This window comes from Streptomyces fragilis, assembly GCF_003112515.1.
Classification (GTDB): Bacteria; Actinomycetota; Actinomycetes; order Streptomycetales; family Streptomycetaceae; genus Streptomyces; species Streptomyces fragilis.
Window position 1 is genome coordinate 478,572 of sequence record NZ_BEVZ01000004.1, and the last position, 20,706, is coordinate 499,277.

18 protein-coding genes and 1 tRNA gene are annotated in these 20,706 nt (G+C 72.9%); 5 read left to right on the top strand and 14 right to left on the bottom strand.

All coding sequences use genetic code 11. The features are described from left to right. Positions 1–53: 53 nt before the first annotated feature. From Sfr03f_RS15410 to Sfr03f_RS15420, 3 genes are all read right to left on the bottom strand, one after another. Positions 54–127: transfer RNA gene (locus Sfr03f_RS15410), tRNA-Met, on the bottom strand. Between the two features lie 179 nt (positions 128–306). Then, complete coding sequence (locus tag Sfr03f_RS15415) at positions 307–2,217, bottom strand: tetratricopeptide repeat protein (protein WP_174721589.1); 1,911 nt, start codon at positions 2,215–2,217, stop codon at positions 307–309. Positions 2,218–2,479: 262 nt separating this feature from the next. Continuing rightward, positions 2,480–5,368 (bottom strand): UPF0182 family membrane protein, encoded by a 2,889-nt coding sequence (locus Sfr03f_RS15420; protein ID WP_108954468.1) that lies wholly within the window; start codon positions 5,366–5,368, stop codon positions 2,480–2,482. 137 nt (positions 5,369–5,505) lie between these two features. On the opposite strand from Sfr03f_RS15420, the gene Sfr03f_RS15425 reads away from it, so the two are divergent. Beyond that, entirely contained in the window at positions 5,506–6,048 is a 543-nt protein-coding gene (locus Sfr03f_RS15425; protein ID WP_108954469.1) for a PPA1309 family protein, read from the top strand. A gap of 126 nt (positions 6,049–6,174) precedes the next feature. Here the strand turns inward: Sfr03f_RS15425 and Sfr03f_RS15435 are convergent, their stop codons facing one another. From Sfr03f_RS15435 to Sfr03f_RS15455, 4 genes are all read right to left on the bottom strand, one after another. Next, positions 6,175–7,269 (bottom strand): YlbL family protein, encoded by a 1,095-nt coding sequence (locus Sfr03f_RS15435; RefSeq protein ID WP_108954471.1) that lies wholly within the window; start codon positions 7,267–7,269, stop codon positions 6,175–6,177. A 107-nt stretch (positions 7,270–7,376) separates the two neighbouring features. Next, positions 7,377–7,559, bottom strand: a complete 183-nt coding sequence (locus Sfr03f_RS15440; RefSeq protein WP_108954472.1) for a hypothetical protein — start codon at positions 7,557–7,559, stop codon at positions 7,377–7,379. A gap of 226 nt (positions 7,560–7,785) precedes the next feature. Continuing rightward, entirely contained in the window at positions 7,786–8,256 is a 471-nt protein-coding gene (locus tag Sfr03f_RS15450) for a molybdenum cofactor biosynthesis protein MoaE (protein ID WP_108954473.1), read from the bottom strand. A gap of 687 nt (positions 8,257–8,943) precedes the next feature. Then, entirely contained in the window at positions 8,944–10,074 is a 1,131-nt protein-coding gene (locus Sfr03f_RS15455; RefSeq protein ID WP_108954474.1) for an SDR family oxidoreductase, read from the bottom strand. A gap of 195 nt (positions 10,075–10,269) precedes the next feature. Between Sfr03f_RS15455 and Sfr03f_RS15460 the strand changes: the two genes are divergently transcribed. After that, positions 10,270–11,787 (top strand): zinc-dependent metalloprotease, encoded by a 1,518-nt coding sequence (locus Sfr03f_RS15460; RefSeq protein ID WP_108954475.1) that lies wholly within the window; start codon positions 10,270–10,272, stop codon positions 11,785–11,787. Further along, positions 11,784–12,311, top strand: coding sequence for an NUDIX hydrolase (locus Sfr03f_RS15465; protein ID WP_108954476.1), 528 nt, complete (start codon positions 11,784–11,786; stop codon positions 12,309–12,311). Before Sfr03f_RS15460 ends, Sfr03f_RS15465 begins: the two co-directional genes overlap by 4 nt. 61 nt (positions 12,312–12,372) lie before the next feature. Here the strand turns inward: Sfr03f_RS15465 and Sfr03f_RS15470 are convergent, their stop codons facing one another. From Sfr03f_RS15470 to Sfr03f_RS15485, 4 genes are all read right to left on the bottom strand, one after another. Next, positions 12,373–13,128 carry an AIM24 family protein gene (locus Sfr03f_RS15470; RefSeq protein ID WP_108954477.1) on the bottom strand — a complete coding sequence of 252 codons (756 nt, stop codon included), beginning with the start codon at positions 13,126–13,128 and terminating at the stop codon, positions 12,373–12,375. 18 nt (positions 13,129–13,146) lie between these two features. Continuing rightward, positions 13,147–13,827: an AIM24 family protein gene (locus tag Sfr03f_RS15475; RefSeq protein ID WP_108954478.1), complete on the bottom strand. Its 681-nt coding sequence runs from the start codon at positions 13,825–13,827 to the stop codon at positions 13,147–13,149. Positions 13,828–13,838: 11 nt separating this feature from the next. Next, positions 13,839–15,581 (bottom strand): TerD family protein, encoded by a 1,743-nt coding sequence (locus tag Sfr03f_RS15480; protein ID WP_108954479.1) that lies wholly within the window; start codon positions 15,579–15,581, stop codon positions 13,839–13,841. 109 nt (positions 15,582–15,690) lie between these two features. Continuing rightward, complete coding sequence (locus tag Sfr03f_RS15485; RefSeq protein WP_108954480.1) at positions 15,691–16,296, bottom strand: M48 metallopeptidase family protein; 606 nt, start codon at positions 16,294–16,296, stop codon at positions 15,691–15,693. Between the two features lie 231 nt (positions 16,297–16,527). Here Sfr03f_RS15485 and Sfr03f_RS15490 point away from each other — a divergent pair, with 231 nt between their 5' ends. Continuing rightward, positions 16,528–17,751 (top strand): ThiF family adenylyltransferase, encoded by a 1,224-nt coding sequence (locus tag Sfr03f_RS15490; RefSeq protein WP_108954999.1) that lies wholly within the window; start codon positions 16,528–16,530, stop codon positions 17,749–17,751. Further along, the gene (locus tag Sfr03f_RS15495) at positions 17,744–19,081 is read left to right on the top strand and encodes an ABC1 kinase family protein (RefSeq protein WP_108954481.1); all 1,338 of its coding nucleotides are present in this window, start codon (positions 17,744–17,746) and stop codon (positions 19,079–19,081) included. Before Sfr03f_RS15490 ends, Sfr03f_RS15495 begins: the two co-directional genes overlap by 8 nt. Before the next feature lie 179 nt (positions 19,082–19,260). On the opposite strand, the gene Sfr03f_RS15500 is transcribed toward Sfr03f_RS15495, so the two are convergent. The 3 genes from Sfr03f_RS15500 to Sfr03f_RS15510 all read right to left on the bottom strand — a co-directional run bounded on the left by Sfr03f_RS15500 (position 19,261) and on the right by Sfr03f_RS15510 (position 20,565). Next, entirely contained in the window at positions 19,261–19,593 is a 333-nt protein-coding gene (locus Sfr03f_RS15500) for a putative WhiB-interacting protein (protein ID WP_108954482.1), read from the bottom strand. Beyond that, the gene (locus tag Sfr03f_RS15505) at positions 19,590–19,958 is read right to left on the bottom strand and encodes a WhiB family transcriptional regulator (protein ID WP_108954483.1); all 369 of its coding nucleotides are present in this window, start codon (positions 19,956–19,958) and stop codon (positions 19,590–19,592) included. The genes Sfr03f_RS15500 and Sfr03f_RS15505 overlap by 4 nt, the downstream gene beginning before the upstream one ends. Positions 19,959–20,124: 166 nt before the next feature. Next, complete coding sequence (locus Sfr03f_RS15510) at positions 20,125–20,565, bottom strand: hypothetical protein (RefSeq protein ID WP_245967571.1); 441 nt, start codon at positions 20,563–20,565, stop codon at positions 20,125–20,127. Positions 20,566–20,706: the final 141 nt, after the last annotated feature.

The window sequence follows — 20,706 nt, forward strand, 5'->3', positions numbered from 1 at the left end:
GACATGCCGAAGGGGTCGGACCGGAGAACCGGTCCGACCCCTTCGGGTTTCAGTAGCGGGGACAGGATTTGAACCTGCGACCTCTGGGTTATGAGCCCAGCGAGCTACCGAGCTGCTCCACCCCGCGTCGACTCGTTGAACACTACGCGACGTGGGCGCGGCAGGCAAATCGGATCAGCCGCACCGGCTCGGGCTCACCCCCGGCGGCCCGTCAGCCCGCCGGCGCAAGCTCAGTCCCGCCGGCGCAAGGTCAACCCCGCCGGCAGCAGCTCGGCCCCGCCGGCCCGGACCCGGCCGGACACCGGCTCAGGCGGAGAGTTCCTCGCGCAGGACGGCGCCCAGCCGGGCGGCCCGCTCGCGGACCTTGTCGGGCCCCAGCGCCGTCGCCCGCTCGGCCCAGCGCTGCCCCTCGGACAGCTCGCCCCGCCGCGCGTACGCCAGCGCCAGGCGCAGCGCCGCGCCACCGTGGCCTCCGGCGGCGGCCCGCTTCCACCACAGCACGGCCTCGGCCTCGCTGCCCTCCCGGGCCAGCAGCAGGCCGAGGTTGAACGCGCCGCTCTCCGACCCGGCCTGGGCGGCCTCCCGGTACCAGCGGGCCGCCTCCGCCATGTCGCCGCGGGCCGCGGCCAGCATCCCGGCTCTGACCTGCGCCTTGCGGTGCCCCTGGCCGGCGGCCCGCTCGTACCACTCCTCGCACTCCGTCTTGCGGTGCGCGCACTGGCCCAGCTCGTGGGCGTGGGCGGGCGGCCGGCGGCGGTCCAGGACCATCGCCAGCCGGTAGGCCGCCTCGGCGCTGCCCGCGCCGGCCGCGCAGCGCAGGTACCGCTCGGCCTCCTGCTCCTCGCCGTCGCGCAGCAGCGCCACACCGACCTGGAGGGCGGCGTCCGGGTGTCCCGCGGAGGCGGCCCGCTCGTACCAGCGCAGCGCCTCCTTCTCCTCGCCGCGGTTGCTGTGCAGGATGCCCAGGTTGCAGGCGGCCTCGACGCTGCCCGCCTCGGCCGCCTTGGAGAACCACGGCTCGGCGCCGGTCGCGTCGCCGTTGCCCAGCAGCAGGACGGCCAGCGCGTTGGCGGCCTCCCGGTGCCCGGCGTAGGCGGCGCGGCGGTACCACTGCTCGGCCTGGGCCGTGCGGCCCTGCTCGGCGCAGAGCAGGCCCAGGTTGTAGGCGCCGTTGACGTCGCCGGCGTCGAGGGCGGCGCGGTACCAGCGGGCGGCGGTCTGCTTCTCGCCGCGCTCCGCGTGCAGCGCGCCCAGGGCGTTGGCGGCGGCGCCGTCGCCGTCGCGGGCGGCCTTGAGCCACCAGGAAGCGGCGTTCTCGGTGTCCCCGGCGTCGCGCAGCAGGTGACCCAGTGCGCAGGCGGCACGGGCCTCGCCGCCCTTGGCGGAGGTCAGGTACCAGCGGCCGGCCTCCTTGAGGTCGCCGCGGCGCTCCAGGATCTCGCCCAGGCGCAACGCCGCCTGGTGGTGGCCGCGCGCGGCGGCCTGGCGGTACCACTGCTCGGCCTCCCGCGGGACGGCGCCGGACGGCGCCCCCGCGGCGTCGGCGGCGCGCGCCGCGCCCGTGGGCCGGGCGGCCCGGTCACCGGCGGCCGGGGAGCCGTCGGCGGCGCGGCGCTCGAGGGCCACGGCGAGACGGTAGGAGGCCTCGCGGTGGCCGCGGTCGGCGGCGGCGCGCATCCAGGTCTCGGCCTCGTCGCCCGCGCCGCGGTGCTCCAGCAGGTCGGCGAGCGCGAAGGCGCCCAGCACGTGGCCTTGTTCGGCGGCCTGGCGCAGCCAGTACTCGGCGCCCGGCTCGTCCCCGCGCTCGCGCAGGTGACGGCCGAGGGCGTGCGCGGCCGCGGCGGAGCCGGCCACGGCGGCGATGCGCCACCAGCCGGCCGCCTCCTCGGCGTAGCCGCGCTGGTGCAGGAGGACGCCCAGGTTGTTGGCCGCGGCGCGGTCCCCGGCGGCGGTGGCGGCGCGCAGCGGGCCCTCGGCCCCGTCGAGGTCGCCGCGGCGCAGGAGCATGGCGCCGAGGACGCTCATCGCCTCGACGTCCCCGGCCTCGGCGGCGATCCGCTGCCCGGCCTCGTCCGCCGGGTCGCCGAGGAGACCGGCGGCCTGGCCGGCTCCCTCGACGCCGGCGGCCTCATCGGCCCCGGCGAGCCCGTCCGGATCGACGGACGGCGCAAATCGCCCTGTGTCCAACAGAGTTCCCTTGTCCCCCATAACGTTCATCGTCGCACCACCCGAACCCCGGGTACACCTGGTATACCGCAGCCTTGGAGGTCACTTCAGCGTTTTGTCGACATGCCCACAGAGAGACAAGTGAAACACGGACTCCCCGACAGCCCCGTCCCCGCAAGGGTCGTCGCCCCCTCCCGACCTGCACGGCAGTCCGGCACGGACAAGGCCCGGTTCCCCCGAACGAGGGACCCGGGCCTTGCACCGCATTCGAAGATCCGGTATTGGCGCTGAGATCAGCTTCCGACCTGCCCGGTCAGTCGCCGGCCGAGGGGGCCCGGGCCTCCTCGGCGCGCTTCAACGCCTCCTCAAGATCTTCCTGTGCCCGGCCGTAGGCCTCCCAGTCGCCCTTCTTGAAGGCCTCCTGGCCCGCGTCGAAGGCCTTCTGCACGTCCTTCAGAGCCTGGTCGAGCGTGGCGTCGCCCTTCTCCGGCGGGGTCTCCTCGCCGGGCGGAGTCTCCTCCTCGGGCGGCTGCGCCTCGCCTCCGGCGCCGAAGACCTTGTCCAGAGCCTGGGCCAGGGTGTCCTCGAAGGCGGTCTGGCCGTTGTAGCTCACCAGCACCTTGCGCAGCAGCGGGTACTTGAGGCCGCCGCCGCGGACGTAGACCGGCTCGACGTACAGCAGGCCCTCGTCGAGCGGCACCGTGAGCAGGTTGCCGTACTCGACCTGCGAGTCACCGCCGCTCAGCAGCCGGATGGTCTCGGCGATGTCCTGTTCGGAGTTGAACGCCGACTGGACCTGTTTGGGACCCTGGACCGTGGTGCTGGTCGGCAGCTTGAGGATGCGGATCTTGCCGTAGTCGTCCGCTCCCGCCTCGGCGTTGACCGCCATGAAGGCGCTCAGGTTGTCGCGGCCGTTGGGCGTGAACGTCGTGGTCAGCGAGAATGCCTGCTCCGGCTGGTCGGGCATCTTCATGGAGAGGTAGTACGGCGGCACCGCCTCGCCGACCTTGTTGGTCGGGTCGTCCGGCACCTGCCACACCTCGCTGCCGCTGAGGAACGTCTCGGCGTCCTCGACGTGGTAGCGGGTCAGCAGCTCACGCTGCACCTTGAAGAGGTCCTGCGGGTAGCGCAGGTGCGCCATCAGCTGGTCGGAGATGGCCGAACGCGGCTCCACCGTGTCCGGGAAGGCCTTCATCCAGGTCTTGAGGACCGGGTCCTTCGTGTCCCACTCGTACAGCTTGACCTCGCCCGTGTAGGCGTCGACCGTCGCCTTCACCGAGTTCCGGATGTAGTTGACCCGGTCCTGCTGGGCGATCACCGCACGCTGGTCGGTGGTCAGCGAGTCGGAGGTGGTGTCGCCCAGCGTGGTGCGCGAGGCGTACGGGTAGCCGTTGGACGTGGTGTAGGCGTCCACGATCCACTGGATCTTCCCGCCGATGACCGCCGGGTACGGGTCGCCGTCGATGGTCAGCCACGGGGCGACCGCCTCGACCCGCTCCTTGGGCGTGCGGTTGTAGAGGATCTTCGAGCCCTCGCCGATGGCGCCCGAGTAGAGGATCTGCGGCTCGCTGAACGCCACCGCGTACGCGGCCCGGTTCAGCGGGTTCGACAGGCTGACGCCGCTGTTCCCCTTGTAGCGGGTGCCGACCTCCTGCCCGTCCTTGGAGTAGTCGATCTCCTCCTGCGGACCGCCGACGATCGAGTACTGCGTCGTCTTCTCGCCGTAGTACACGGCCTGCTGGTACTTGCCCAGCTGGCCCTGCGAGGGCAGGTCGTACTCCGTGAAGACCGGCAGGCCCTCGCTGTCGGCCTCGGTGCCCTTGGCGGCCACCACGCCGTAGCCGTGGGTGTAGCGGAAGTGGTCGTTGATCCAGTTCCGCTTCGGCACGCCGTTCAGGTCGAGCTCACGCAGGCCGATCACGGTGTCCTGGGTCTGGCCCTCGACCGTGTAGCGGTCGACGTCCAGGTTCTCCGGGAAGCCGTAGTAGCTGCGGATCTGCTGCCGCTGCTGGAAGGTCGGCGAGACGATGTTCGGGTCGAGCAGACGGATGCTGGCGGCCTGGTCGGCCTGGCCCCGCAGCTCCGGCTTCTTGTCCGGGGCGGCGCCGCGGCCGGAGAACGGGCTGACCTCCGTGTCGCCGATGTCGTAGGCGTAGCGCGTCGCGTCGATGTTCTTCGCGACGTACGGCGCCTCCTTGGCCTGCTCGTTCGGCTGAACCTGGAACTTCTGCACGATGGCCGGGTAGAGGCCGCCGATCAGCAGCGCCGACAGGACCATCAGGCCGAAGCCGATGACCGGCAGCTGCCAGGTCCGCCGCCACAGGGTGGCGAAGAAGAGCACGGCGCAGATGACGGCGATGCAGAAGAGGATGGTCTTGGCCGGCAGGTAGGCGTTGGCGTCGACGTACCGCAGACCCGTCCAGTTGTCCGTCGCCTTGAAGTCGCTGGACTTCACAGCGAGGCCGTACCGGTCGAGCCAGTAGGCGACGGCCTTCAGGGCCACGAACAGTCCGAGCAGCACCGACAGGTGCCCGGTGGCCGCGCCGGTGGCCTTCGCCCCCGGCGAGCTCAGCCGCAGACCGCCGTACAGGTAGTGGGTGACGGCGGCGGCGATCAGCGAGAGGATCACGGCTGCGAAGCCGAAGCCCAGCAGGAAGCGGTACCAGGGCAGGTCGAAGGCGTAGAAGGAGACGTCCAGCTGGAACTGGGGGTCCTTCTTGCCGAAGTCGACGCCGTTGACCCAGGTGAGCCAGGTGCGCCACTGGCTGCCGGCCGAGGCGCCCGCGACCAGGCCCACCAGGGCCGTGATGGCGATCAGCACCCACTTCTTGTACGGGGCGATGCCCATCCGGTACCGGTCGAGGTTCTGCTGCTCGACCGACATGGCGCTCAGCGGCGGACGCAACCGGTGCGCCAGCCAGATGTTGAGGCCCACGGCGGCGGCCATCAGCAGGCCGAAGACGAAGAAGAGCCCGATCTTCGTGGAGAGCGTGGTCGTGAAGACCGACGAGTAGTCCACCGAGCGGTACCAGAGCCAGTCGGTCCAGAACCCGGAGAACATGGTGAACGCCATGCCGAGGACGGCAAGGACGCCCAGCGTCATGAGCAGGGTCCGGGACCGCCGGGACGGGCGGCCCACTCTGATCCGCGGTCCTGTCGGGCCTCCGCCGCGGTCCGGCATCTGGAAAGCCAAGGTGCGCACCTCAAGTCAGTGTGTATCCGTCGGGTCCCGCGCGGGCCCGACGGGGGGACCCGTTCATCATGGATCCCCACGTATGCAACTTACCGAGGCTTTACCCAGTTCCCGATCACGGGTGGATACCAGGCAGGATTGTGACCATGTCCAACACTCCCATGGCGGCGAACCCGCTCACCCGGGCCGTGCTCGAGATCGACGAGTACGCCTCCACCCTCGGCTGGGACCAGCCCGCCCGCCTCTTCGCCCTCGTCGACTCCGCCTCGCTGCGCGCCCAGGAGCCCGCTCTCGCGGACCAGCTCGGTCTGCCGGAGGAGGCGGAGACGGCCGCTCTCACCCCCGTCGAGCAGGACGAGATCCCGGCCTCGCAGCCGCTGGACGAGTTCCTCGCCACCATCGCCTGGCCGGACGCCGTGGCCGGCTGCGCGCTGACCGTGGAGCGCCTGATGCTGCCGCCGACCGCGGAGGCCGAGGTCCCCATCGGCCTCGACGACGCCGGGCTGGCCCGCTGGGTGGCCGAGCACCCGCAGCGTCAGGAGGTGCGGATGACGGTCGCCGTGCTGCGCGACGGCTCCCGTGATTCGGCGCTGCGGCTGCGGGAGAAGGACTCCGCCACCGAGGTGCTCACCGGTGCGGGCCTGGTTCCCGGCCTGGCCGAGGCGCTCGCCGCGACCTTCGAGGACTGACCCGGGGGCCGGGCCGACAGGTCCGGCCGGGTCAGGTCCGGCCGGGTCAGGTCCGGCGAGGTCAGGTCAGCTCCGGCGGGGTCAGGTCAGGTCCGGCGGGGTCAGGTCAGGTCCGGCGGGGTCAGGTCAGTGACGTTCGCACCGCGGGAGCTCGTCGGTGCGGCCCTCGCGGATGTCGTCCAGGGCGCCCAGGGCGTCGTCCAGGTCGCCGACCTTGACCAGGGTGAGGCCGTCGGGGATGTCCTCGGCGGCCGTCGCGCAGTTCTTCTCCGGCGTCAGGAAGTACTTCGCGCCCTTGGCCCGCGCGCCCAGCGTCTTCATGCTGATGCCGCCGATGGGGCCGACCTCGCCCTCGTCGTCGATGGTGCCCGTGCCGGCCACGAACGCCCCGCCGGTGAGGCTGCCCGGCGTCAGCTTGTCGTAGATGCCGAGGGCGAACATCAGGCCGGCGCTGGGGCCGCCGACGTCGGCGAGCTTGATGTCGATGGAGAACGGGAACGTGTGGTCGGTCCCGGCCGCGATGCCCACGATGGCGCGCGGCTGGGCTGCGTCACGGGACTTCGCCGTGGTGATGGTGACGTCCTCGGTCCGCTTCGGCCTGCGGCCCTCCCGCTCGGCCGCCGCCTGCTCCTTGGCGGGCACGATGGTGAAGACCACCTTCTCGCCCGGCTTGTGACGCGTCACCAGCTTGGACACGTCCCCGGGCTCCTTCACCGGCGTGCCGTCGACGGCCTTGACGACGTCCCCCGCGTGCAGCACGCCCTCGGCCGGGGTGTCCTTGACCACCGTGGAGACCACCACCCACGACTCGACCGGGATGTCCAGCTCGCGCAGGGCGGCGACCTTGGCGCTCTCCTGGGACTGGCTGAACTCCTCGGCGTTCTCCTGGCTCGACTCCTCCTCGGTCTGCCCCTCCGGGAAGAGCGTGTCGTGCGGCACCACCCTGTTGTCGTGGGCCAGCCAGCCGTACATCGCCGACACCAGGTTCAGCCGGTAGTCCGGGCTGGTGACCCGCACGGTGGTCATGTTGAGGTGACCGTCCGCGGGATAGGTGCGGTGGCCGGAGATCTGCAGCACGGGCTCGCCGTCATGCTTGCCGAGGGTGTTCACCGTCGGGCCGGGCGTCATCTCCGAGTACTCGGTCGGGACGGCCAGTCCCGCGCACAGGAGCACGATCAGCATCAGGGTCGAGGCGAGCATCGTCGCAGTGCGGCGTGGCATGGAACGACAGTACGGGACCGCCCGGCCGGAGCACCGTCGGGGCCGTCCGTACGGGCTGCCCCGGCGGTGCCCCGGCCTTGTGCCGCTTGTGCCGGAAGGGGCGCGTGTCAGGAACCGGAGACCGAGGTGGTGGTCGTCGTCGACCGTTCCATGGCCTCACGGAAACGGGCGTACCCCACGAGCTCGGGACCGTCCCCCCGGGTCCTGCGGGTCCGCAGGGCCCAGGTGCCCCACAGACTCGCGCCGATCGCAGCCACAAGCGGAATCAGCAACCAGGCGAGAGCCGCCATGCCGACCTCCCAACCCGAATGAGCGACTGCAACTGAATGATCAGCAGATTAACCATTCACTGTGACAACGCTCATATCGACCCCCCGGATACGCAACCGGAGGCGGTGCCGGGCGGGCGTGGGAGACGGGTGCGGCGCCGGGTACGGGTGGGGCGGGAGGGCGCGCCGGAGGGGCGCACGGAGCTCGCGCGGGGCCTGCGGAGCTCGCGCAGGGCGTGCGGCTGTCTCAGCAGGCGCCGACCCACTCCTCCGTGCCGTCGCTGAAGCGCTGGTGCTTCCAGATCGGCACCTCGTGCTTGAGGTCGTCGATCAGCCGCCGGCACGCCTCGAAGGCCTCCGCGCGGTGCGGGCACGACACGGCCACCACGACCGCCAGATCACCGACCTCAAGGTCACCCACACGGTGGACGGCCGCCAGCGCCTTGACGGGGAAGTCGGCGGCGACCTTCTCGGCCACCCGCCGTAGCTCCGTCTCGGCGGAGGGGTGGGCGGAGTACCCCAGCGCGTCCACGTCCGCTCCGCCGTCGTGGTTGCGCACCGTGCCGACGAACAGCGCGGTCCCGCCGGCCGCGTCGTCCCCGACGGCCCGGAAGACCTCGTCCAGCGACAACGGCGTGTCGCGGATCGCGATCAGCTTCAGGGGGTTCTGCGCCGCGCGCTCACCCGGGTGGACGTCGGTGGAAGTGGAGTCAGCCATGCCCGCCATCGTGCCCCACGGGCCCCGCCACCGGGAAGGCCCGACCCGCCCGTCCGCCCTGGTCAGCGATTTCCACGCCGCCGGCGGCACAGCCGCGGCCGGATGCTCCCCACCCGGGCTGCCCGGTGAGTCGACGCGCGAGCGCCACCGGGCCAGGGCCCGCCGGGCGGCTCGGCGCCGAGGCCCCGCGAGTCAGCCGCCGGTGGGCCCGGGGGCCTGGGCAGGTCAGTCATCGCCAGGCCAGGGTGGCCGGGCAGTCAGTCGTCGCCAGGCCGGGGCGGCCGGATGGGCCGGCGCAGACAGGCCTCGCGGCCGTACGGGGCCGTGCCACCGGGCCCGGGCCCGCCGGGCGGCTCGGCGCCGAGGCCCCGCGAGCCAGCCGCCGGTGGGCCCGGGGGCCTGGGCAGGTCAGTCGTCGCCAGGCCAGGGTGGCCGGGCAAGTCAGTCGTCGCCAGGCCGGGATGGCCGGGCAAGTCAGTCGTCGCCAGGCCGGGGCGGCCGGATGGGCCGGCGCAGACAGGCCTCGCGGCCGTACGGGGCCGTGCCACCGGGCCCGGGCCCGCCGGGCGGCTCACCGGTGGCAGACCGGTGCGGGCCGGGGCCAGCGGCGGCAGACCCGCGGGCCGGGGGCAGTGGTGGCGGGCCCGTGCGGGCCGGAGGGGGTCAGCGGCGGCGGGCCGGAGGGGGTCAGCGGCGGCGGGCGCGGCGGGCTCGGCGGATGACGGCCGCGGTGCCGAGGAGGGCCACCGTCGCCCCCGCCGCACCCGCCGCGGTGGCGTCCTTGCGGCCCAGCCGCCGTCCGGCGACCGTGTGCCGTCCGGCGACCTCGGCGAGCAGCTCGGCGAGCACCTCCTCGTTGCTCCACCGCGCCCGCCACCCCGCGTCGTGCAGCCGGCTGCCGCTGACCACCCACGGGTACATCGTGTAGGCGAGGTCTCCCGCCGGGGAGGGCGTCAGCCCGATGCGGTGCAGGCGTGCCGCCGCGCCCAGCGCCACCGCGGACGGCAGCTCCATCCGGCGGATCCCGCTGAGGTCCTCGACCTCCTCCTGCTCCAGCCAGCCGTCGCAGCCGACGGCCACCTCCCCCTCGACCTTCTCCAGCACCGCGTACTCCAGCGCGGAGCACAGGTCGTCGACGTGGCAGAACTGCCAGGCCGGCCGCGACCCGGCCACCACGAGCAGCCGCGGCGACTCGAAGTACCTGGTCAGAGCGGTGTCCGTGCCGCCGCCCACCAGGACGGCGGGGCGCAGGACGGTGACGTTGAGCCCCGGGTGGGCGCGCGGGGCCCGCCGCCCCAGCCGCTCGATCTCCAGCAGGTCGCCGACAGCCGTCGCCTCCGCGGTGGCCCGCAGCTCGGCGTCCTCGGCGAGCGGCAGCTCGTTGTCCGGCAGCGCGCCGTAGACCATGGCGGAGGTGCAGAGCACCACGCGCCGCACCCCGGCCGCGGCGGACGCCGTGAGCACCGTCTGGGTGCCGCGCACGTTGTAGGCGGTGCGGGCCGCCGGGTCGGTCTCCAGGTCGAGGTCGACCGCCAGGTGGACGACCACGTCCACGCCGCGCAGCCGCTCGGCGAGGGCCGGGTCGCGGATGTCGAGGACGTGCCACCGGGCGGCGGCGCAGTCGCCGCGCCGCTCGTCCAGGGCCACCACCTGCCGGATCTCCGGCGAGGCGGCGAGCCGCTCGGTCAGCAGCGCGCCGACGCCGGACGCCGCGCCGGTGACGGCCACGACGGGCCCCCGCCCGGCGGGGGGTCGGGCCGACGACGCGTCGGCCGGGGCGTTTCGCGCTGCGCGAACCTGCGGATCTGGGGAACTCACCAGGTGTCTCCAGCGGTTGTCTTGAAGAGGAACGCGCGTGCCGCGTGTACGAACCAGGTGCCATCCATCCTGCCGCAGGCCGATGGTCGGCGGAGCATCAAGGCTCTATCGGGCCGGGGTGTCTACGCTGGGTGGTGATGTCGGGCAGCCGCGCCGCCGGAGGAAGACCGGTGGCCCAACCAGCCGAGGAACCCCGTGAGTGACAATCCATTCGGATTCGGCCTTCCGCCGGAGGAGCCGGACGACGGCGACGAGGGCAAGAAGAAGGACCAGCAGAGCGGCGGTGGGCAGGAACCGGCCAACCCGTTCGGTTTCGGCGTGCCGGGAGCCGGGGGCTTTGGCGGTGGCGCGGACAATCCGTTCGCGTCGCTCTTCGGCTCCTTCGGTTCCATGCCGCCCGGCGGCGGCATGAACCCCGCCGACCTGGGCGCCGCCTTCCAGCAGCTCGGCCAGATGCTCTCCTACGAGGGCGGTCCGGTGAACTGGGACATGGCCAAGCAGATCGCCCGCCAGGCGGTCTCCCAGGGCGCGCCGGACGGCACCAAGGACGCCAGCGTCGGCCCCGCCGAGCGCTCGGCGGTCGAGGAGGCCGTGCGCCTCGCCGACCTGTGGCTGGACGGCGTGACGTCCCTGCCGTCCGGTGCGGCGACGACGCTGGCCTGGAGCCGTGCGGAGTGGGTCGAGGCGACCCTGCCCGCGTGGAAGGAGCTCGTCGACCCGGTCGCCGAGCGCGTCGGCACGGCCATGGGCCAGGTGCTGCCCGAGGAGATGCAGGCCATGGCGGGCCCGCTGCTCGGGATGATGCGTTCGATGGGTGGCGCCATGTTCGGCGCGCAGATCGGCCAGGCCGTGGGCGTGCTCGCCGGCGAGGTGGTCGGATCGACCGACATCGGTCTCCCGCTCGGTCCGGCCGGCAAGGCCGCGCTGCTGCCGCGGAACATCGAGACCTTCGGCAAGGACCTCGGCGTCCCGCTGGAGGAGGTCCGCCTGTACCTGGCCCTGCGCGAGGCCGCCCACCAGCGGCTCTTCGCCCATGTGCCGTGGCTGCGGTCGCACCTGTTCGGCGCGGTCGAGGGCTACGCCCGGGGCATCAAGGTGGACACCTCCAAGTTGGAGGACGTGGTCGGCCAGTTCGACCCGCAGAACCCGGAGCAGTTGCAGGAGGCCCTGCAGCAGGGCATGTTCCAGCCCGAGGACACCCCGGAGCAGAAGGCCGCCCTGGCCCGTCTGGAGACGGCGCTGGCGCTGGTCGAGGGCTGGGTCGACGCGGTGGTGCACGCCGCCGCCACGCCGCGCCTGACGTCGGCGGGCGCGCTGCGCGAGACGCTGCGCCGCCGCCGCGCCTCGGGCGGTCCCGCGGAGCAGACCTTCGCCACGCTGATCGGCCTGGAGCTGCGTCCGCGCCGGCTGCGGGACGCCTCGCGCCTGTGGGCGTCGCTCACCGACGCGCGCGGCGTGGACGGCCGGGACGCCCTGTGGGCACACCCGGACATGCTGCCCAACGCCACCGACCTCGACGACCCGGACGGCTTCGTCCACCGCGAGCAGATGGACTTTTCCGAGTGGGACAAGATGCTCGGTGAGGCCGCGGGCGGCGGTGCCCAGGGCTCCGGTCCGGGTAAGGAGACCGGCGGCGGCCCGCCGGAGGGCGGCCCCGAGGCCGGCCCGAAGGGCCAGGCCGGCGACGACCCGAAGGGCGAAGGTTCCGAGTGACCCTGCACGACGACGCCGTCCAGGTGCTGGACGGCCTGCGGACCGCGACGGACTCCCAGGAGGAGCTCCGCCAGGTCTACCTGAAGCACCTGGGCGAGCACGCCGACGGCCTGTGGCGCGAGTGCTCCGACGGGCACATCACGGCGAGCGCGCTGGTGATCGACCCGGAGGGCGGCCGGGTGCTGCTGACCTTCCACCGCAAGCTGCGGATGTGGCTGCAGATGGGCGGCCACTGCGAGCCCGGCGACACCACCCTGGCCGGAGCGGCGCTGCGCGAGGCGACGGAGGAGTCCGGCATCCCCGGGCTGCGCCTGCTGGGCGACACCCCGGTGCGGCTGGACCGCCACCACACCCCGTGCGCCTGGCACCTGGACGTGCAGTACGCGGCGCTCGCGCCGGGCGGGGCGGTGGAGGCCATCAGCGAGGAGTCGCTGGACCTGCGCTGGTTCCCGTACGCCGAGGTGCCGGACGTCGCGGACACCTCGGTGGTCCGCCTGGTGGAGGCGACCCGGGCGCTGCTGTGAGCGCGTGAGCCCGTACGGGAAGGGGCGGCCACCGTGCCGGTGGCCGCCCCTTCCCGTGCCGTCAGTTCCAGGCGTTGTTCTGGTTCTGCGCCCGCGCGCCCTGCTGGCCCATGCCGAACTGGGCGGCGACGCCCGAGCCGATCTGGGCGTTCTGCGGCGGGAGCAGCTCACTGGGCTGCACCAGCGCGAAGCCGGTGCCCATGAAGCTGAGCTCCCAGCCCTCGCCGGTGTTGCCGCGGCGCCGCCAGACCCCCGAGGAGTGGGTCTGCGCCTGCATCTGGACCCGCAGCGAGGTCGACCAGGCGATCACGGCGTCGGCGTCCACGTTCACGTACCGGTCCGGGGTGACCTGGAGCATCAGCGGCGCGCCGGAGGTCATGAGCGCGACCTTGCCCCGGCCGGAGATGTTGAGCTGGTACTTCCCGGACCCCGAGATGCCGTACAGGCTGTCGACCGCGATGACCTCGTGGTGCAGCGCGGAGTCCATCGCCAGCACGTAGGAGCTGTCGACGGTGAGGCCGTCCTGGTCGACGTCCACCAGGTGGACGTACTGGGCCATGTTGGCCAGGTACACCGTGCCCTGCCCGTGGCAGCGCATCAGGTCCAGGCCCTCGCCGGTGCGGCGGCGGGCGTTGCGCTGGTTGCCCGTCTGGTACTCGGCGTCGAACTCGACGAGGCCCTGGTAGGCGACCATCGATCCCTTGCGGGCCAGGACGTCGCGGTTGCCGTCGACCAGGACGCGCAGCATCTGGCTGTTCTGCAGGCTCCAGTGCTCCTGGGTCTGCTGCTCGTTGTAGGCGAAAATCGGGCTCTGCATGATCGGTCGTTCTCCCCCTCAGCCCCGGATCCGGAGACGGTCGGTGCTGTCCTCGCTCGGCTGGACGACGACGATGCCCGTGCCGGAGAACGCCATCTGGAAGGCCTCCCCGCTGCCGCGGCCGATCAGCGAGGACGCCTTGAAGCTGCGCTTGCCCTTCACCTTGAGGTTCGGGGACCAGGCGATCAGCGAGTCCGGGTCGACGTAGGTCTCGTCCTCGCCGCCGCCGCAGTCGACCACTATCGGAGCTCCGCGGGAGGTGATGGCGACCCAGCCCTGGCCTTCGATCCTGGTGTTCCACAGGCCCTGGCCGGCGAACTTGGCCATGCCCTTGACCCGCTCGACGCCCCACTTCAGGTGGGCGTCGAAGGCGAGCAGGTTGGTCGCGTTGACCGAGAGCGCCTCGCCGTTGAGGTTGATCACGATGACGTCGGCGCCGTAGTCCGCCAGGTACAGGATCCCGTCGCCGTGGCAGCGCATCAGCGCGGCGCCCTCGCCGGTGACCCAGTCCTTGGCGATCTGCCGGACGGCCGGCGGGTTGGGCTCGTACTGCACGAAGCCCTCGTAGGCGACCATGGAGCCGACCCTGGCGAGGAGGTCGTGCCCGGTCTGCATGGCGATCTTCGCCATGTGGGTCCCGTGGTTCTCCATGCGGGCGACGACGGGTGCGGGGGCGTGGCCCGCGAGCTGCTGGTTCATGTCGGGCTCCCTCAGACCTCGTACGGCTGGACGACGATGAAGTTCCCGGGCGCGCCCCGGAACTGCAGGTTGACGCTCTCCCCGGTGTCGCCCGGGTAGGCGTTGCGCCGCATCCGCACCTGGCTGGAGACGATCACCTGGGCCGCGGCCGACCAGGCGACCACCGCGTTGGCGTCGGCGAAGGTGGTCGGGGTGACCGGCAGCACCACGGGGACGCCGTGGGTCTTGAGGACCAGCGTGCCGGTGCCCTGGAACTGCATGGTGAACAGGGCGCCGCCGGGGATGCCGTGCCCCTCGACGCGGCGCACCTCGTACTGCAGGGACTCGTCGAAGGCGAGGACGTTCTCGGCGGAGACGCACAGCGCGTCGCCCTGGAGCTCCACCGTGTGCAGGTGGGCCGCCTCCTCGGCGAGGAAGACCTGGCCGTAGCCGGTGCAGCGCATCAGCTGCATCTCCTGGCCGGTGGCGTTGCCGACGATCCGGCCGCTGAAGCCGGCGCCCTTGTAGCCGAACTCGACCTTGCCCTGGTACAGCACCATGCTGCCCTGACGGGCGAGGACGGGCTGGCCGCCGACGCTCAGGTCGACGCGGACCAGCTTCTCGTTCTGCTGGGTCCAGCGCTGGCCGGTGGGCTTCTCCTTGTACAGGCTCAGCGCGCCGTGGACGCCCGGGGTCTGCGGGGCGTTGGGCGTGCCGGGGTAGGCCTGCTGGCCAGGGATGCCGGGGGCGGCACCGGGGGCACCGGGCATGCCGGGAGCCCCGGGTCCGGGCATGCCGGGAACACCCGGTGCTCCCGGGGCGGGCGGCATGCCGGGGACGCCCGGGCCCGGCGGCATGCCGGGGGCGGTCGGGGGCTGCCCGTAGCCGGGAGGCGCCGTCGGGGCGGCCATGGTCGGCGCGGCGTGCATCGGCGGTGCGGCGGGCGCGCCGGGCGGCTGGCCGTAGCCGGGCGGCGTCTGACCGGGCCCGCCGTAGCCGGGCGGCGTCTGTCCTGGCTGCCCGGGCGGCGGGAAGCCGTAGCCGGACGGCTGCGCCGCGGCGGGCACGGGGGTCTGCGGCTGCGCGGGCGGGGCGCCGAACGCGGGGGCCGGGGCGGGTGGGGCGGGCTGGGCGGGCACGGGTGCCGGCGCGCCGAACGCCGGGGCGGCCGGTGCCGCCGGTGGGGCGAAGCCCGGGGCGGCGAAGCCCGGGGCGGCCTGCGGCGCGGCGGGCGCGGCGGGCTCCTCGTCGGCCACCTCGCCGCCGAAGTTCCTCAGCAGCGCTTCGAGTCCGCCGTCGAAGCCCTGGCCGACGGCGGCGAACCGCCAGACGTCCTTGAGGTAGAGGTCGGCCAGCATCACGGCGCGCTCGGTGGAGAACTCCGCTCCGGTGAAGGCGTAACGGGCCACTTCCTCGCCGCCCGCGACGATGCGGACGTAGCCGGAGGAGACCTGCGACATCTGTCCGGCGCCGTCGATGGTCGCGGTGAGCGACAGCTTGTGGATCTGCGGCGGTATCCGGTCCAGCGTCACCCGGAAGGACTGGGTGTCGCCGGCCTGTTCGCCGAGCAACTGGATGGCTTCCTCGGGCGACTTCGGCTGGTTGTAGAAGACGAAGTAGCGGTCGTCCGAGAGACGCTCGTCGGCGTCCAGACCGAAGCAGCTGATGTCGAAGCCCAGCCCGGGCCCTTCGATCCGCACGCCGACGTAGAGGTCGGTGCCCGCTGTGAGATCACTGATCTTGGCCTTGTGGCCGCGTTGGAATTCCCTGGCCATGCGTTACGCCCGTCCCCCATCCCGTTCCCGAAAGGTGCTGGGTCAGGCTAGCCCGTAATCCGCAGGACCGGACACCTCGGGACAGAGCCGCTACGAAACGCGGACGATCTCAGTCCGAATCGCCGGGCCGCGCGGCGGGCAGATGCGGCAACCGTTCTGCGGCCACCACTCCTTCGAGGTAACCGCGGGCGCGCTCGGTGCGGGGGTACGTCTCCAGCAGGCGCCAGAAGTCGGGGCCGTGCCCGGGCACCAGCAGGTGGGCCAGTTCGTGGAGCAGCACGTAGTCGACGACGTACTCCGGCATGCCCTGCAGCCGGTGGGAGAGCCGGATGCTGCCCTCGGCGGGCGTGCAGGAGCCCCAGCGGCTGTTCTGGTTGGTGACCCAGCGGACCGTGGCCGGGCGGGCCCGGCCCGAGAGGTACTGCTCGGAGAGCAGGGCAGCGCGCCGGCCGAGGTCGGAGTCGTCCAGGGAGCGCCGGCTCTCCTGGGCGGCCAGCTTGTCCAGCATGACCCGCACCCATCGCCGTTCCTCCGCCGCGGACATGCGGGCCGGGATGAGCACGACGGTGCGGTCGCCCTCCCGGTAGGCGGAGACGGTACGGCGCCTGCGGGTGCTCCTGCGGACCTCCACCGCGTCCACCGAGGAACCTCCGACAGGCGCACCCGAGGGACCGGGCTGCTGCGTGAAGGCACTGGGGGAAGGGTCGGAGGGCACCCCATGACGTTACCGCCTGCGACCGGAGGCGTCCCCCGGTCCGCACCCGATCCGGTCCGACATCCATACCGGCTCGGGCCGCCGTTCATCGGATCGGTACGACAAGTGCCTGGTGCCTGTGGACAACTCCCGACGCCCGCACGGCACATCGGGGCATGCTGGCGGTCGACGGCCCGTTCCGGGCTGTTCAGGTGGATTCGGTCACATACGTCCGTGAAGGGGTTGGTCGTCGTGCATCCCAGGGTCAAGCCCGCGCTCCGCCGCGGCTGGCGCGATCTGAACACGGTGCAGTTCGGGATGACCCCGGCGCACGCGATGACGCTCGGGCCGGTGGACACGGTGACCGGCACCTTCCTGGACCTGCTCAACGGCACCCGCGGCATGGAGCTGCTGCGCGAGGAGGCGGTGCGCATGGGGCTGCCGGAGGACCATGCCGACCGGCTGGTGGAGCGCCTCTCCGACGCGGGCCTGCTGGACGACGCCACCGGCGGCGGGGCGGGGGCCGACGCGCTGCGCGAGCGCCCGCACGCCGTGGACCGGCTCCGCTCCGACCTCGCCTCGCTCTCCCTGACGGCGCCCGCACCCGGTGACGCGGAGCGCCGGCTGGCGGCCCGCCGCGGGCTGCGCGTGCAGGTGCGTGGCGTGGGCCGGGTGGGCGCGGCGCTGGCCGCGTTGCTGTCCGCGGCCGGCGTGGGGGAGGTGGACGTGCGCGACGGCGGCTGCGTGGAGCCGTGGGACGTGGCTCCCGGCGGCCTTCCGCCCGGTTCCGTCGGCGAGCGCCGCTCCGACGCCGCGCGCCGGCTGGTCCGCGACGCGGCCCCCGAGCGTCCGCCGCGCCGGGGCTCGCCCTGCCCGTTCCGCGACGACACCGGCTTCGCGCTGGTGCTGCTCACCCCGCGGGACGACCTCGCCGTCCACTCCCCCGACCCTCTCGACTCCGAGCCTCTGCTGGCGGCGGGCATCCCGCACCTGTACGCCGGGGTGGTGGAGGCGACGGGCGTGGTGGGCCCGCTGGTCCTGCCGGGCGAGACGCCGTGCGCCGAGTGCCTGCAGCGGTGGCGGGTGGAGCGGGACCCCACCTGGCCCCGGCTCCTCGCGCAGTGGCGCTCCCGCCGGCCCAGGACGCCGCCCGCCTGCGACGTGGCGCTGGCCACGGCGGTCGCCGGTACGGCCGCCGGCCATGCCCTCGCCTTCCTCGATGGTCTCTCCGCGGCCGGGGCGCCGCACGCGGCGGGGGTGCGCTGGGAGGCCGCGCTGCCCGGGTTGCGCTGGCGGCCCCGGGAGGTCGCCGCGCATCCGGACTGTCCCTGCGGGGCAGCGGGGCAGGCAGTCCTGGAACTGTCCGGGGCAGCGGGGCGGTCACGGGTCACAATGGCTGAGCAGAGGCCGTCGGCCGAGTCGTGCCATCGGGCAAACCGGACGCGCCGGCCCGGGACTTGGAGGGCGCATGTCTGATCTTCCCCGCAAGGCGGTCACCAGGACCGCCAAACTCGCCGCCCTCCCCCTGGGCCTCGCGGGCCGGGCCACCTGGGGTCTGGGCAAGCGGATCGTCGGCGAGTCGGCCGAGCTGGTGGGCCGTGAGCTCCAGCAGCGCACCGCCGACCAGCTGTTCAAGGTCCTCGGCGAGCTCAAGGGCGGCGCCATGAAGTTCGGGCAGGCCATGTCCGTCTTCGAGTCGGCCCTGCCGGAGGAGCTGGCCGGTCCGTACCGGGCGGCGCTCACCAAGCTTCAGGAGGCCGCGCCGCCGATGCCCACCCGCACGGTCCACGCGGTGCTGCGCGAACGCCTGGGCGAGGACTGGCGGGACCTCTTCCAGAAATTCGACGACATCCCCTCGGCCGCCGCCTCCATCGGCCAGGTGCACCGCGCGGTGTGGCAGGACGGTCGGGAGGTGGCGGTGAAGGTGCAGTACCCGGGTGCGGGGGAGGCGCTGATCTCCGACCTCACCCAACTCGGGCGCTTCGCGCGGCTGCTGGGGCCGCTGGTCCCCGGCATCGACGTCAAGCCGCTGATCACCGAGCTGCGGGAGCGGGTCTGCGAGGAGCTGGACTACGGTCTGGAGGCCGAGGCCCAGCGGGTCCACGCCGAGGAGTTCGCCGGCGATCCGGACGTGCTGGTGCCGGCGGTGGTCCACCACTGCGACCAGGTGCTGGTCACCGAATGGATCGACGGCACGCCCCTCTCCGAGGTCATATCCGACGGCACCGGGGAACAGCGGGACCGTGCCGGGCAGTTGCTGGCCCGTTTCCTTTTCTCCGGTCCGGCGCGCACCGGGCTCCTGCACGCCGATCCGCACCCGGGCAACTTCCGTCTGCTCACCGAGGGGTCGGACGATCCGGAGGACTGGCGCCTGGGCGTGCTGGACTTCGGCACGGTGGACCGGCTGCCGGGCGGGCTGCCCTCGCCCATCGGCGAGGCACTGCGGATGGCGCTGGACGGGGAGGCCGAGGCGGTTCATGCCCGGCTGTGCGCCGAAGGCTTCGTGAAGAAGACCGTCGAGCTCGATCCGGAGGCGGTGCTGGACTACCTGATGCCGATCATCGAACCCGCGAGGGCCGCGGAGTTCACCTTCAGCCGGGGATGGCTGAGGGGGCAGGCGGGCCGTCTCGCCGATCCGCGGTCGCCCGCGCACCAGCTGGGCAAGCGGCTCAACCTGCCGCCCTCGTACCTGCTGATCCATCGGGTGACGCTGAGCACCATCGGCGTCCTGTGCCAGCTGGGCGCGACGGTCCGTCTGCGGCACGAACTGGAGTCGTGGCTCCCGGGGTTCGCTCCGGCGGAGTGAGAGGGCGGCACCCGCGCCGGGCAGGACGCACTGCGGGGCCGCCCCCCGCAGGGAGCGGCCCCGTCGTCTCTGCCTCACGACTTCGCCGTACGACATCGCCTCACGACGGCGTCGCCTCACGACGGCATCGCCTCACGGCTCCGTCGTGTCGCGGCCGGGCGGCGTGACGGTCGCGGCGGTTACTGCATCACGGCGAGCGCCAGCGCGCGCCGGGCGCGCATCGACGCGCGCTCGGCCCGCCGCTGCATCCGCCGCGCGGCGAGGATGCGGAGCCCGGGCCGAGCGAGCTCGGCCTCGCGCATCCGCTCGTGCATATGCGCACGTGCGAGGGCTTCTGGGATGAGTTGCATTTCTCGGGTCCTGTTCTGACGCACCTCGAGTGCGCCGGTGTAAGGGAAGTCTCGGGTGGCAGGCAGGGAGCCTGCGGGCTGCTCGAAGGTGGACAGCTTCATCGGGGCCTGTTTCCGGGGATCGTGCGTGTGGGGAGCGTCGATGGTGCGGGGGCCGGTCATGCCGAGACCGGGTTCTTGCGGGGGCGGCCACGCGGCCGCTTGCGGGCGACCACGACGCCCTGGACGAACAGCTCGCCGCCCCAGACGCCCCAGGGCTCACGCCGCTCCTTCGCGCCGGCGAGGCAGGCGTCGACCAGCGGGCAGGTGCGGCACAGCGACTTGGCGTACTCCACGTCGGCCGGGGACTCGGCGAAGAAGACCTCGGGGTCGTTGGAACGGCACGGAACCGGGGTGCCGAGGCCCTCGATGGCGTCGTCGAGAGCGGTCAGGGTGATGAGAGGAGTCAAGGAAAGGTCCTCCGTGAGGCCGGGCGGGGAAATCGTGTCGGAAGGCGGTACGGACGGGGCGTGCGCTTCGAGTTGCACGGGGTTTCTTCCTCGTCTGGTGTCGTCCGGCCGGTCGGCCGGTGGTGGGTACCGGTTGTTCTCTTGTCCCGAGGTCCTTCGGTCCGTCTCCCCTGTCCAGGGAAAACAGAAGGGCCGCGGATCCCTGATGGGGTTCCGCGGCCCTGAAGGCGCCGGCCTGAGGACATCAGGCTGGATCGCTCCAGGGTTCCGGCCCGCGGAGGGCCCACATCGTCTGGGGGTGGTTCATCGTCTGCTGGGGCTTACCGGCACCGGCCGCCGCGTAGCCGAAGGCCTGAGCCTTCGCCACTCCTGCTTCCAGTGCCTTGGTCGGTCGCTCCTCGCGGACGGAAATGCCCGCGAAGGCCGACTCGGACCGGCTGCCGAAGACAGGGGCGCCGAAGACAGTGGCGCCGAGCAGCAGGCCACCCTCGGCCAGACCGCCGCCGACCAGGCCGAAGCCGAGACCGGTGACGTCGGAGCCGGACAGCACGGAGGCGGACACACCGGTGCCACGGTCGAAGGCGTCGAGAGCGCACAGCGAGGCGACGAGATGATCGTTCTCCAGAGCGACGGTGCTGAAGGCACGGGTGGTGCTGATGCCGGTGGTGTTGGTCTTGCTGATCACTTCAATCGCCTCCTCTCGGCGTCTTGGGGGACCGCGAACGGTCCGGCGGATACAGACGTCAGTACAGCACGGAGCCGAAGCCTTTTCGGAGGCTCCGTGTTTCCGTGGTCTAGAACCTATGGGGGATCACACGGCGGGCGC